We start from the raw sequence: 13,547 nt of genomic DNA, 5'->3' as shown, positions 1-13,547 counted from the left end.
AATCAGTTATGTTCATTGGATGGAAGATATTATGAAATGTTGACATTTTTACCCTTGATAATACTAGTATACTTAAATATGTAAAGTTTTGTAACGACATTCAACATTTCTGGATCTAGTCTAATATCATTATTGATAATATCACAGGAACGACTAGGAAGTAAAATTTTGAGTCTGACAAAACTATTACTATAATTAGACCAAAAACTTTGACGATTTTTTAACTGCTTTTGTTCTGTTGTACTAAGTGAGATTTTATCAGTAATTAAATCTACTAAATTAGAAAAATCTTGATAATTAACTGCACCGATCCAAATTCTTAATTTCTGTCTAGCTTGACTGGATAATTTTGATTGTTTACTAGAATTAGTATAGTTATTTTTTAGCCAATTAACCAACTCAGGAAAATTACCAACTATGGACGTAGAAAGATGATTTAAGATATATTCCACTGAAGTAATTTGATTTGTTTCTTCCATTTCATCAAAACAACGTAATAACCAATTAACTTTATCCAATGTAATTGGATGTAGAACTTTAGTAAAATAAGGTGATATTTCCAAAACATAATCTTTGAAAATAGGAATATTTGGTAATAAATTATTTATTTTTTTTAATAATTCATTGCGAGTTAAATTTTGTTCACAGGTAATTTTTACCAGTTCTCTTTTTGTTTGATCTGTTCCTATGGCCGTGCTGATAGTAAAGCCTTTGCTATAAATCTTAATGAAAAATTGACAGCAGCAGGTTTGAATATCTGGTTCGCTGTCACTTTTCTTGTATTAATGCTTTTACCCCTCAGCCAAAAAGCAAATGCTCAAACTTCAGATTCACAACTAAAAACGCAATTTACAGGGAAAAATAAATGCTTAGATATCATCAATGATGGTGAAAATAATAAGAAATAGAAACTGATTTATCTCGAACTCAACTTAGTAAATTTAAAAAATTATTTACTTTGATGAAGTTAATAAATGGTAAAGCTTATTTTCCTACTAGTGAAATGCATGGTGTTTTATTAACTCAAAGTAAACAAAATGCAATTAATATAATTCAATCTCACCTAAAGTTTATTCAACCATACGTTTTAAATATAGATGATAGTTTATATATTAAACATGTTGGTATAGATGTACTTTTGGATATACTTGGACAAGAGAATCCAAAGAAAAAAATTCAATATTTAGCCGCAAGAGCCTATATTTCGGCATTTTTAGCAAACAATCCTGATGTATTTAAAGATTCGATGTTGCGAGGTATAGAATTAGATAAAGAACAAATTCAAGCTATGCAATATGTTAAGAAAAATTCTAAACATTGCGCCCTAACTCTAAGACCTTTTCAAAAAGGTATTAAATGCCATATCCATCATATTGAAGGAGTTAGTGAACGACCGGATCTCGCAACTGATGTAAAGAATCTTTTACCTCTTTGTGAAGATGTCCATACCGAATATCATCAATGGGTTATTTCTCATCAAAAAAATGTAACAAGAGCTACATTAAAACATTTTGCTAAAGAAAAAAAGTACGAAACAAGCTGGTAAAGATATTCTTTACTCAGGAAAATTCTGAAAATACGAACAATGAATACTATTATTCCTAGAATACAGAAACAAATATAGTAGAAGTTATTTGGATAGAACACAATATTTAAAATAAAACTCTTTTATTATTGAATTTTTTCTCATACTCTCCCCTAAGCCGAAAAACTGCTAATTACACACAAAAATAACGCTTCAGTCCACTCTACCACAGCGCCATAGGTATCTCCCGTATGTCCACCTAATTTATAATTAAACCAAGCCGCAGTCACAACAGAAATCACACTCCCAGCTAAAACCATCCCCACAGCTAAAACTAAATTCTGTGGATTCATTACCCAAATAACACCACTTAAACCAATTAATAAAAACCAACTTGGAAATAAATCTAAATAAGAACGAATAGCTTGTTTATGAAATGCACCCTTACCAGTAGGTTTAAGATAAGGATAACAAGCGATCGCTACTTGTTGTCCCCAACGTCCCCAGCCACAACCAGCCATTAACACTAAATAATGATTTTCGGCTATATCTGTTAAAGCAGTAATTTTCAAAATAATAATCATAATAGCAGACATTGCCCCAAATGCACCAGTAGCACTATCCATCATTACCTGCAATCTACGTTCAGAATCACCTACTGCTAAACCATCGGCCGTATCCATCGCTCCATCTAAATGTAACCCTCCCGTTATTACTATCCACGCACATACTACCAAAGCGTTACGGGTTAACACTGGGACACTCAAATAATTCATTCCTAGATCTAAACCAGCTAAAATCCCACCAATCATTAACCCAATAATCGGCGCGAAACAAGCAACCCGTTGAAAGTCCAAATTTTGCACATAAGGCAAGGGAATAGCAGTATAGAAAATCACTGCCGCAACTAAATTTAAGAATTGCTGTTGCCACCAGCCCAAAACATTAGCCATACTTGAGAAAGAGTTTAATTAACTAAATGCTGCCAGTATTTATGAATATAAATTTTCTCATCATCAACTACCCCCAAACCAACAATCTACCACCAATAATCAGCCCATTATCCCCTAAACTTGATATTTTAGAAATATGGGAAATTAACAATCTATCTCATTGATGGTCTGGCTGCGTTGTCACTCACCTTCCATAACCCACTATTTTTCTATGAGTTATCATCTACCCGACACGAAAATACCCGCGCCGTGCATAGTCAACACGGGCATAGTAGTTAACAAACTCGATATCCGCAGATTGCTGAATGATTTAGGTAGAGTCCACTACATTTACACCCAAGACCACAAACTACTGAGTGAAGGTGATGGGGATGTAATAGAAGTATTCGCTAATTCCCGTCGCGCTACCTTAGTTACCAACAATTCGCTATATCTAAATGTAGATAGTTTTGATTATCTGGAATTAAAACAGTCTCCACAGCCAGAAACCTACTTTGACTTGATTCAAGAGCAGATGTGCTTGCGGTTAATTCCCCTGTCCACACCGCTGCAAGAACGACGCAATCGCCAATTTAACTTTACAGTTATAGAAGCGATGATGGATGAAGTCCTCACAGCTAGATGGGATGCAGAAATTGATGATGACTGTTATGATTCCTTCTGACAGGGTAATCATATCTTCTCCGGGGGAATATTGGATTGCAGGGTGTCACCCCCACAAGACAAAAGCCCCCACAAACTACCCCAAGTAGTCGAGAAAATGTTAAGTTGGTGGATAAATTTAGCGAAATCCTATTTTTGTCTTGAGCGCCAATTTTTCTTTTGAATGTCTCGCTACCTGTAGCCAGACCAAAGCCAGAGCCGGAATATTTTCTACCCCCCACGGACCAGTGGAAACTCCCAGGTTTATGCCTGTAGGAACATTGGCTAATGTCAAAACTATCACCCCTGCCCAATTGGGAGCCACAGGAGCGCAGATGGTTTTAGCTAATACCTATCATTTACATCTCCAACCGGGAGAAGCTATTGTTGCGGGTGGTGGAGGGCTACATAAGTTTATGGGTTGGCCCGGTCCCATGCTCACGGACTCCGGTGGATTTCAGGTTTTTAGTCTGAGCGAAATGCGGAAAATTACAGAAGAAGGTGTAACTTTTCGTTCGCCCCATGATGGGCAAATGATTAAATTAACGCCAGAACGCTCTATTGAAATTCAGAATATTCTAGGGGCGGATGTGATCATGGCTTTTGATGAATGTCCTCCCTATCCTGCTACTCGTCAGGAAGTAGAAGCCGCTACTGACCGTACCTATCGCTGGCTAAAACGCTCTATATCCGCCCACCAACGCCCAGATCAGGCATTGTTTCCCATTGTCCAAGGGGGAGTATATTTAGATTTACGCGCCCGTGCTGCTGCGGAATTGGCAGAATTGGATATGCCTGGCTATGCTATTGGTGGTGTTAGTGTGGGTGAACCTACGGATTTAATGGCGCAAATTGTCCAAACTACAGCCCCGTTGTTACCTGTGAATAAACCCCGTTATTTGATGGGTGTGGGAACTTATCGAGAAATGGCCATAGCCATTGCTTCTGGGGTGGATTTATTTGATTGTGTGATTCCTACTAGGTGGGCTAGACATGGTACAGCTATTGTTTCTGGTGAACGTTGGAATCTGAAAAATGCTAAGTTTCGTGAGGATTTTACCCCGTTGGATACAACTTGCCCATGTTACACTTGTGAAAATTTCAGTCGTGCTTATATATCTCATTTAGTGCGATCGCAGGAAATATTAGCTTATACTTTGTTGACTATTCATAACATCACCGAATTAATTCGCTTTACTCAAAAGATTCGAGCTTCAATATTAAGCGATCGCTTTATAACAGATTTTGGTCATTGGTTGCAACCTTCAGCTATTGATTTAGAAAAAACTCAGGACTAATCATGATCCTCAATTCGTAATCAATCTAAAATCTAAAATCCAAACCATGTTAAAATGTATATCGCATATAAAAGCTGTATTTGATTATTAGGTGGATTTAAACAAACATGGAAGCAGCACTCTTACTAGCAAAACTGCCTGAAGCTTACCAAATCTTCGACCCCTTGGTAGATGTTTTACCTGTTATTCCCGTTTTCTTCTTGTTACTTGCATTTGTTTGGCAAGCCGCAGTGGGTTTCAGATAAATTACCCATCTTTTTTGGACAGGTAATACACACCTGTCCTATTTTTTGCATAAAATTAATAGTTCTTAATATTTTGCCATAAATCAATATAATTAATCCAGTCGCATCCTAAATTACCAGGAATTTACTATGGGCAATATCAAATTTGTGAAAGAGAATCAGGAAATAGTGGCCGCAGACGGTGCTAATCTCCGACTTAAAGCTGTAGAAAATGGGATTGATATTTATACATTTATCAGTAAAATCACTAATTGTGGTGGTGCTGGCCAATGTACTACCTGCGTTGTCCAAATTACCGAAGGAATAGAAAACCTTTCTCCCCGCACGGATTTAGAAAACCGCAAATTCAAAAACAAGCCCGATAACTACCGTCTAGCTTGTCAAACTTTGGTTAATGGACCTGTTAGCGTAATTACTAAACCTTGAGGACTTGTGAAAAATTTGGCTTCACTCTGTCATCTATGATGCTATTCTAGAATTGTTAACTCGAAATTACATAAAGGGCTATCTTGCTATGCAAGTTAATGATTTGGGTTTCGTAGCGAGCATTTTGTTCGTATTAGTACCTGCCGTGTTTTTAATCATGCTTTACATCCAAACTGCTCGCAATGAAAGTTAATTAAAAGCTTTGCGAAAGGCATTAGCTTTTGTAAGCATTTAAAAATTGGTGGAAAAGATAGTTAATACTCAGACTACAAAATAAAAACCCCCCTCAACTAAATATAGTGCAGGGGTTTTTATTTAACAATCGCTAATATGAAGACATTACCCAAGAGTGCGTACCAAGAGAACCGGAGAGGTAGCATTAACACGGACATAATCAGATAAAGATGAGCCAATGAGCCGATCTATATCCACAAAACTCTTAGCAATAGAGGGGCGACGATCTGGGGAACCAATTAATAATAGGTCTATATTCAAATCTTTACTTAAACGACAAATTTCTTCCCCAGGTTTACCACTGCTAGTCACACAACGCACTGCTACAGACTGCCTTTCTGCTTCTGCCATAGCCATTCCCAATACAGAGTTTCTCTCCGGTTGGAGGTCCGTAATCCCTGATAGTTTACCACCTAAATCTGTATTGATATTAGCTAAAATTAATTGTCCACCGACAACACCTCTAAGCAAGAACAAGGCTAAATTTAAAGAGTTTTTAGCAGATTCAGAATTATCCATTGCCACCATCACACGTTTAATATTTTTAACATAAATGTCATCTTTCACCAACAACATGGGACGGGAAGACAATTGAAAAACGTACTGACTGACGGAATTGGATAAAATTGATTGTAACCGCTTCATTCCTCGTGAACCCATAATAATCAAGTCGGCTTTCATTTCATCAGCGACTTGACAAACTACATCCTTGGGATCACCTTGACGTAAAATAGAAGAAACTTGACTGGGATCTAAGTTTAAATACTGAATAGCCTTAGCGAGAATTTTGCCCCCTTCTTCCCATTTATCGGTCATTACAGCGGCAGTGCTTTGTGGAGTTACAACATGAAGAACTGTAACTTTTGCTCCTTGAAATGAAGGCATTTCTTTCAAGTTCTTGAGCATTTCTTCCGCGTGTCCCAGTCCAGAGACAGCCAGCAAAATTTTTTGGATCATTTTTACGTCTTTGTCGTGGAGATTTTTGTGGTTTTTGCTACTAGTCTTGAGCTTCAGATGTTTTTCTGATATGCTAAATAACCAAGTTAAGTATTTAGGCATAAATAAACTGATTAGCAGTTAACTTAATACCAACAAGTAAGGGATGAATATTAAGTTTCTTTACGCCTAGTTACGGGAAGTTACGATCAGGTTATCTATTTATCTATTATTAAGCATACTGCTAATTTTGCCCGATAAAATTAATAAAATATGATGTTGGTGATTATTTCTCATCTATATTAATTTTTTTGAATTTAAGTTAACTATTACTGAAAAATCGCCACATCTGTATTTTATGATGGAGAAAATATTGTTTTCTGTCAACTTAGTTTACACAAGAGGTTAATACTGATTATTAATAGACCCTACTGTTGATGTGGTAATTTTCGATGTATTTAGATTAACTTCTAAAAAATCCTGATTTTTGAGAATTTGATAGAGATTTACATCTTTTTCCAATAAACAGGCGTGACCGCTATTTGGGAGAATAAATGTCCGAGTATTTGGTAAAATATCCGCCAATTTAGCGATTTCCCTCACGGAAGGTAACAAGAGGTCGCTACCACTACCAATAAGTAGAACTGGTTGTGTTAGCTGTTGTAAGTCTTTTTTCTCAACTTGAAAATTCCGCAGCAATGACAACCGAGAATTTATAGTTTCTGCGGGAATAGAACGCATAGCTGTGAGCAGTATCAGACGCTCACTTTGAGAAATTCGTGGCAACGAGGCCAGAAACGGTAATAAACCTAATGCACCCATATTAAATAGGGATGATGGCACAAATGGCGTAAACTGAGATATCCAACCAAAAAAAGAGTGCTGCTGGAAAGATGAAGCGGGATTAATTAAAATAACACGTTTAAATAACTGTGGTGATTGGGTTGCTACTTGCATTGCTAAACAACCACCAAAAGATTCACCACATAGGTATATTGGCCGTTGACAGCTTTTTTCTAATTCAGCATGAATCAAGTCTAAAACATTTTTTGCTAAAACATCCCAGGTAGTTAGGTAATTTCTGGGTATAGATAAACAACGAACGTCTAAACTTGTTGCTAATTGGGGGATTTGAGATTGTAATAATTTACCAGTTCCGTCCATTCCTGGTAAATAGATAAATAAAGGAGATTCTGATTGTACTGGTTTTGGAGTTAAAAAATAAGGTTTAGAGTCAACTGCTGGCATTTTCCTGATTTTTATGCGTCTATTCTATCTTTAACTTTACCCTTTTCTTAATCCAGATGGGGATGATCGGAGAATTTTTATTTTTCTTCCCTTCACTAAAATCAACTTTTCCAGATAAAAAACCACCCACTCTGAAACCAAGATTACAGAATTTATAGCGATTTGTATTCATCATATATAAGTATGCGAAAACATTCAATCCTTCTAATTGATAATAATGTCAAATTGTCCATTATTACTTAAAGAATCTGATATGCAATAGAGTTTTAGTTAGTGTATTCTCTGTAACTACTAATGAAATCAACAGGTTTTACCATAATCATTAGTAAATACTTTCTCTGATTTGACAAGAAATCCGGTGGATTTGTAGAAGTAATTAAAAAATTCTTCAGCCCATAAACTTGTTATCCTTCAGAAAAAGTTTGGAAAAAACAGGAGCAATGTTATATAATTGCGTAGTTTTGTCTAAATAATCTAAATTGTTAATAGAGAAAACTGATTAATAATAATTTGCTTTTATTATCCATGAATTTAGTGAATAAAACCGAAAAAACTTTTGCACTGACAACACCGCTATATTATGTTAACGATGTTCCCCATATTGGCAGTGCTTATACAACTATAGCAGCAGATGTAGTCGCCAGATTTAATCGCTTACAGGGTCATAAAGTGCTACTGATTACAGGTACAGATGAACACGGACAAAAAATTCAGCGTTCAGCAGCCAGTTTAGGAAAAGCACCACAGGATTTTTGTGATCAAATTGTTCCCAGTTTTCTCAGTTTGTGGGATTTACTGGATATTCAATATGATCGCTTTAGTCGGACTACAGCACCCCGTCACCAAGCTATAGTGAAAGAGTTTTTTCAGCGAGTTTGGGAAAATGGGGATATCTACCAAGGAGAACAAAAAGGTTGGTACTGTGTTTCCTGTGAAGAATTTAAGGAAGAACGGGATTTACTAGAAAATCAACGCTGCCCCATCCATACTACCAAACAAGTGGAGTGGCGCGATGAACAGAACTATTTCTTCCGTTTGTCTAAATATCAAACTCAGTTAGAGGAATTTTACCAATCTCACCCTGATTTTATCCAACCGGTCAGCAGACGAAATGAAGTTTTCAATTTTGTCGCTCAAGGTTTACAGGATTTTTCGATTTCCCGGGTAAATCTTGATTGGGGTTTTCCTGTGCCGGTGGATTCTCAACATACATTGTATGTATGGTTTGATGCTCTGTTGGGTTATGTTACAGCATTGTTAGAACCAGATGTAGAACCAACTTTAGCTAATGCTTTACAAACATGGTGGCCGATTAACCTGCATTTGATTGGTAAAGATATCTTACGCTTTCATGCTGTGTACTGGCCAGCAATGCTAATGTCTGCAAGGTTACCTTTACCAGATAGGGTGTTTGGACATGGGTTTTTAACTAAAGATGGTCAAAAAATGGGGAAAACTCTGGGTAATACTCTTGATCCTATCGCTTTAGTCGAAAATTATGGTAGTGATGCCGTTCGTTATTACTTCCTTAAGGAAATCGAATTTGGTAAAGATGGCGATTTTAATGAAATCAGGTTCATTAATGTTTTGAATGCAGATTTGGCAAATGATTTAGGTAATTTGTTAAATCGGACTTTAAACATGGTGAAGAAATACTGTGCTAGTCAAGTACCCTCCGTTAACCAATCGGCTATTCCAACGGAAAATCCTTTGAAAACAATGGGTTTACAGTTGGGAGAAAAGGTGAAACAAGCATACACAGCATTAGCTTTTAATGAAGCCTGTCACTACGTTTTATCTCTGGTACAAGCCAGTAATAAATTTATTGATGATCAAGCTCCTTGGTCATTATATAAACAAGGTCAACAGGAAGAAGTCGAAGTGGTGCTATATGCGGTTCTGGAATCTGTAAGACTAGCAGCTTATCTTCTATCACCAATTATTCCTAATATTAGCAGTGATATTTATCAGCAATTAGGCTGGGGAATTAATTTTAATGAACAAAAAGAAAGTGCAATTTTAGCTCCTTTTTGTACTCACTCAACATGGGGAATACTATCCGATCAACAACTTTTGGGGACACCCAAACCAGTTTTTAAACGGATAGAAATATCAAAATAAAAAGATTATTTTGGGAACTGCGAATTCCTGCAAAAAACGATTCGGGGCTAATATTTACAGCTAATAGCTAGTTCAAGGAGTTAGATTTTATGACTTCTGATGTATTAGCCCCGGAGACTGATCATAAGCAACTCTAACAAGTAGATAGTTAGGAATTTCTATCATAACAGGAATAACAACACAAGGTATGACAACAATGTTGAACAATTTTGAAAACGAATCAATATTTACCCCAGAACAAGTTTTGGAAAATCGGGGTCGGGTGGCTATCTTTATTGATGGCTCAAATTTATTTTATGCGGCACTACAACTAGGAATCGAAATTGATTATACTAAGTTATTGTGCCGTTTAACTGGCGGATCAAGGCTGTTACGGGCTTTCTTCTACACAGGGGTAGATCGGACAAATGAAAAGCAACAGGGCTTTTTATTGTGGATGCGTCGCAATGGTTATCGAGTCATTGCTAAGGATTTGGTACAGTTACCAGATGGTTCTAAAAAAGCTAACTTAGATGTGGAAATAGCTGTTGATATGATGGCATTGTGCGATTCCTATGATACCGCAGTTTTAGTCAGCGGTGACGGCGATTTGGCCTATGCTGTTAATTCTGTCAGCTATCGTGGGGTGAGGGTAGAGGTGGTGAGTTTACGTTCTATGACTAGTGATAGTTTAATTAATGTTAGCGATCGCTATATTGATTTAGAAGCTATCAAAGAAGATATTCAAAAAACTCCTCGTCAAAGTTATCCATATCGGCCATTGTCTAGTATGGGTTTTTTGGAAGATGATCGAGATAGTCACAGACATCTAGAAGTTCCAGAATAATGCAACATTCACAAGGTAGGGAGAATGGAAAACAAAATTCAAAACATCAGAGGGGAACTAAAAATCATTCTCCCCACTTCTATTTATTTTTTGGGTTAAGATTACCAACTAACTTGTTTTACCTGTCTTTGATCTTATGCTTGGGCTTATGCTTATCTGCTTGCAGTCATCCAGCATCTACTCACTCAAAAACTAAGTCACCATCCCCACAAGAAGATGACACGAAGTTAACTTTTTTTGGGGTGGCTTTAGAACAGTTTGACGAGGTAGGGAGGCCAATTTGGAAAGTTAAAGCCAAAGAAGCAAAATACACAGCAGATAAACAAATGGGTCAGGTACAAAATCCTCAAGGAGAACTTTACCAAGATGGAAAAGTTGTCTACCAAATTAAAGCAGAAAAAGCTGACATTAAGCAAGATGGTAAGCAACTATTTCTTCAAGGTAAAATTGTAGCTACTGATCCCCGTAATGGGATTGTCTTCCAAGGTAATGAGTTAGAATGGCGACCTCAAGAAGATTTATTGATTATTCGCAATCAATTAAACGGTAATCATAAACAATTACAAGCAGTAGCCCAAGAAGCTAAGATAAAAACCCGTGAAAAACGGGTAGAATTTTCAGGAGGAGTAGTTGCAAAATCCACAGATCCACAATTACAAATGCGAACTGAACATTTAATGTGGCATATTCAGGAGGAGAAATTATTTAGCGATCGCCCCATCCAAATAGAAAGATATAAAGATAAAAAAATTACTGGACGTGGTAACGGTAACGCCGCAGAAATTAACTTAAAAACTCAAATTGCGATTCTTAAACCACTGGCAAAATTAGAGTTAATAGATCCACCGATGCAAATAACTAGTAACTCAATCATCTGGAACATTAACAAACAAAATATCACCACAAATTCCCCGATTCAGGTATCCCAATCTGCTGAAAATCTCACGGTCACTGCTAATCAGGGACAAATGAACATACCAGAAAACACGGTTTATCTCACTGGTAAGGTCAATGCAGTTGGGAAACATCGTCAATCTTTAACATCAAATCAACTTACTTGGTATTTAGATAAAAAATTGTTAGAAGCTCAAGGAAATGTAGTTTATCGTCAAATTGAACCAAAATTAACTTTTCAAGGAGAAACCGCCGTTGGTAATTTAGAAACAGAAAATATTGTTGTTAAAGGTGGTAATTCTACTGGAGGTAGAGTAGTTACAGAAATTATCCCCCAGGAAAGTAGGTAACACAGGGAGCAGAGGAGAAATTATTTCTTCTTCTCCCTTCTTCCTAACAACGGACAACGGACAACTAACAACTGACAACTAGTTTTTATACAAAATTTCATTGCGATTAGCTGCACCAAAATTTGGCAAGGAATTATCTAAATGAGGTGTCAGAGTATCAGGAATATCAGTGGCTACTTCTAATTCTTTTTCTAAATGTTGGAGAAGTTTATCTTGTTGAACCCGAAAAGCCGACACATTTCCACCACGATTGATGATTGTAAACCAAACCAGACCGCGATCGCGTGTAGGAACGACTCCAGCTAAAGCGCTCACATCATTGAGAGTACCAGTTTTTATTACCGTTGCTCTGGGCATATGTCGAGAATGTATTGTCCCTCTGTTATCCAGTCCAAAGGTAGGAAACAAATCAGCTAAAGTTAACTGATAGGAACTAGCCTCCCGTTGTAAGGCCATAAACATAGCACAAACGCCTCTGGGCGAAATTCGATTTTCTTTCCCTAAACCAGAACCATTAATCAGGAGAATTTCCGACTTGGGAAATCTAGCAACTTGGGCTGCTGCGGTACTAACTACATCGGCTCCTCCCACGGAATCGGCTAACATTTCCGCAATGTCGTTATTACTAAAAACGTTCATTTCCTTAATGAGTTTTTGCAAGGGTAAGGAAAAATGACGTACCAGTAAGGTTTGTCCAGCTTTGGGTTGGGTTTCGACTTTGATATTACCAGTAATATTAACTTGGTGATTTAATATTTGTTTGAGTAGTTGACCAGCTAAAAAAGGATGACGTTGGAAATTCATAGCAAAATTCCCCGTAATCACCAAATTTCCCTTTACTTGTTTAATACCCATTTGATTGAGAGTCTTTCCCAGAGCGATCGCTTCTTGGGAAACAAACATAGGATCACCACTACCAGTAATCACTAAATCACCCCGCACGACCCCATTTACTATCGGTCCGGTGCTACTAACTAAAGTCTCAAATTGGTGATCTGGGCCCCAAGCTTTCAAGGCCACCAATGAAGTAGCAACTTTAGTTAAAGAAGCAGCAGGTAAAGGTATGGTACCTTGATGATTAGCCATCAGCATCGGACCCGACTGCAACCAAATCCCCTGAGAGGACATGAGGTTTTGGTCAATTAATTTTGACGTGATCAAACCGTGAAGATATTCTTGGACTGTAATAGCTCCTGCTGGGCTAGGATCAGGGACGAGAATCAAGCTTGAGCTACCTTGCCAAGCTAAGAGACTCAAGGCTTCTAAAGGTTGAATTTGCACTTTAGCCATTTCTAGCCATATAGAAAACAAACTTGATCCTAATAATTCCAGCATAGTTAAATTCCTGTATTGGTTAATTGGTAAAAGTTTTCTTTAATTTTATAGACGTAAGTCATACCATAAGACTATTTTAAATTCCCTCTTTTTTCTAGCGACTTGTACTAATATACAAGCCTAATTATATTTATCAGCATTGAGTGATCAAATAAGAATTCACTAAGTCAGAATAATTGTCAAATTAGCTTAATATTTGACAACCCAGCATAGCACCTGCAGCAGATACGCTCAAGCCATTTGTTATGTTTAAATTTGGTAAATTTTGCCTCATTAGGGAACACCAATAAATAAATTACCCAATTTTGTGGGATGGGTATCCTGTCCGTCCTTGATGATTAGCGGGCTTTTCTTCCCGCACCACAAGAAATTTTTGGGTATTTTTTTAATTGGAAGTATCTTACAGCAGTTTGAGATCAAAAGCGGTACAAAGATGGTAAACTTTAAAGATGGAAAAAAAAGAAAATAATTGAGATATATATGGCAGCAGCATATTCGACTGATATAAGACAAA

The 13,547-nt window shown here is 37.0% G+C and carries 15 protein-coding genes; 10 read left to right on the top strand and 5 right to left on the bottom strand.

The features are described 5' to 3' along the window. Nucleotides 1-29 precede the first annotated feature (29 nt). Nucleotides 30-518 carry an EH signature domain-containing protein gene (locus tag H6G44_RS19180; protein WP_190388150.1) on the bottom strand — a complete coding sequence of 163 codons (489 nt, stop codon included), beginning with the start codon at nucleotides 516-518 and terminating at the stop codon, nucleotides 30-32. Between the two features lie 156 nt (nucleotides 519-674). On the opposite strand from H6G44_RS19180, the gene H6G44_RS19175 reads away from it, so the two are divergent. Together H6G44_RS19175 and H6G44_RS19170 are read left to right on the top strand one after the other, a co-directional pair. Beyond that, nucleotides 675-908, top strand: a complete 234-nt coding sequence (locus H6G44_RS19175) for a hypothetical protein (protein ID WP_190484455.1) — start codon at nucleotides 675-677, stop codon at nucleotides 906-908. 53 nt (nucleotides 909-961) lie between these two features. Beyond that, the gene (locus H6G44_RS19170) at nucleotides 962-1,546 is read left to right on the top strand and encodes a hypothetical protein (RefSeq protein WP_190388152.1); all 585 of its coding nucleotides are present in this window, start codon (nucleotides 962-964) and stop codon (nucleotides 1,544-1,546) included. Between the two features lie 152 nt (nucleotides 1,547-1,698). Here H6G44_RS19170 and cobS read toward each other — a convergent pair whose 3' ends face one another. Continuing rightward, nucleotides 1,699-2,478 carry an adenosylcobinamide-GDP ribazoletransferase gene (cobS, locus tag H6G44_RS19165; protein ID WP_190388153.1) on the bottom strand — a complete coding sequence of 260 codons (780 nt, stop codon included), beginning with the start codon at nucleotides 2,476-2,478 and terminating at the stop codon, nucleotides 1,699-1,701. A 211-nt stretch (nucleotides 2,479-2,689) separates the two neighbouring features. Here cobS and H6G44_RS19160 point away from each other — a divergent pair, with 211 nt between their 5' ends. From H6G44_RS19160 to psbM, 5 genes are all read left to right on the top strand, one after another. Beyond that, nucleotides 2,690-3,142, top strand: a complete 453-nt coding sequence (locus tag H6G44_RS19160) for a hypothetical protein (RefSeq protein WP_168651121.1) — start codon at nucleotides 2,690-2,692, stop codon at nucleotides 3,140-3,142. A 139-nt stretch (nucleotides 3,143-3,281) separates the two neighbouring features. Further along, nucleotides 3,282-4,418: a tRNA guanosine(34) transglycosylase Tgt gene (tgt, locus tag H6G44_RS19155; protein ID WP_190388154.1), complete on the top strand. Its 1,137-nt coding sequence runs from the start codon at nucleotides 3,282-3,284 to the stop codon at nucleotides 4,416-4,418. Between the two features lie 107 nt (nucleotides 4,419-4,525). Beyond that, nucleotides 4,526-4,663, top strand: a complete 138-nt coding sequence (locus tag H6G44_RS19150) for a photosystem II reaction center protein K (protein ID WP_006195022.1) — start codon at nucleotides 4,526-4,528, stop codon at nucleotides 4,661-4,663. 129 nt (nucleotides 4,664-4,792) lie between these two features. Next, nucleotides 4,793-5,089, top strand: a complete 297-nt coding sequence (locus H6G44_RS19145; protein ID WP_190388155.1) for a 2Fe-2S iron-sulfur cluster-binding protein — start codon at nucleotides 4,793-4,795, stop codon at nucleotides 5,087-5,089. A gap of 88 nt (nucleotides 5,090-5,177) precedes the next feature. Beyond that, nucleotides 5,178-5,282 (top strand): photosystem II reaction center protein PsbM, encoded by a 105-nt coding sequence (psbM, locus tag H6G44_RS19140; RefSeq protein WP_190388156.1) that lies wholly within the window; start codon nucleotides 5,178-5,180, stop codon nucleotides 5,280-5,282. 146 nt (nucleotides 5,283-5,428) lie between these two features. Here psbM and H6G44_RS19135 read toward each other — a convergent pair whose 3' ends face one another. Both H6G44_RS19135 and H6G44_RS19130 read right to left on the bottom strand, forming a co-directional pair. Further along, nucleotides 5,429-6,280: a universal stress protein gene (locus tag H6G44_RS19135; RefSeq protein ID WP_190388162.1), complete on the bottom strand. Its 852-nt coding sequence runs from the start codon at nucleotides 6,278-6,280 to the stop codon at nucleotides 5,429-5,431. Nucleotides 6,281-6,664: 384 nt separating this feature from the next. Next, nucleotides 6,665-7,507 carry an alpha/beta fold hydrolase gene (locus H6G44_RS19130; RefSeq protein WP_190388157.1) on the bottom strand — a complete coding sequence of 281 codons (843 nt, stop codon included), beginning with the start codon at nucleotides 7,505-7,507 and terminating at the stop codon, nucleotides 6,665-6,667. A gap of 525 nt (nucleotides 7,508-8,032) precedes the next feature. On the opposite strand from H6G44_RS19130, the gene metG reads away from it, so the two are divergent. From metG to lptC, 3 genes are all read left to right on the top strand, one after another. After that, nucleotides 8,033-9,628, top strand: a complete 1,596-nt coding sequence (metG, locus tag H6G44_RS19125; RefSeq protein ID WP_190388158.1) for a methionine--tRNA ligase — start codon at nucleotides 8,033-8,035, stop codon at nucleotides 9,626-9,628. 196 nt (nucleotides 9,629-9,824) lie between these two features. After that, on the top strand, nucleotides 9,825-10,454 hold the full coding sequence (locus H6G44_RS19120; RefSeq protein WP_190388159.1) for a LabA-like NYN domain-containing protein: 630 nt from the start codon (nucleotides 9,825-9,827) through the stop codon (nucleotides 10,452-10,454). Beyond that, nucleotides 10,454-11,698, top strand: coding sequence for an LPS export ABC transporter periplasmic protein LptC (gene lptC, locus H6G44_RS19115; RefSeq protein WP_190388160.1), 1,245 nt, complete (start codon nucleotides 10,454-10,456; stop codon nucleotides 11,696-11,698). The genes H6G44_RS19120 and lptC overlap by 1 nt, the downstream gene beginning before the upstream one ends. Nucleotides 11,699-11,776: 78 nt before the next feature. Here the strand turns inward: lptC and H6G44_RS19110 are convergent, their stop codons facing one another. After that, complete coding sequence (locus H6G44_RS19110; protein WP_190388161.1) at nucleotides 11,777-13,033, bottom strand: D-alanyl-D-alanine carboxypeptidase; 1,257 nt, start codon at nucleotides 13,031-13,033, stop codon at nucleotides 11,777-11,779. Nucleotides 13,034-13,547: the final 514 nt, after the last annotated feature.

Source organism: Aphanizomenon flos-aquae FACHB-1287 (genome assembly GCF_014698755.1).
GTDB classification, from domain to species: Bacteria; Cyanobacteriota; Cyanobacteriia; order Cyanobacteriales; family Nostocaceae; genus Dolichospermum; species Dolichospermum flosaquae.
This window is presented reverse-complemented; position numbering and strand designations above follow the sequence as displayed.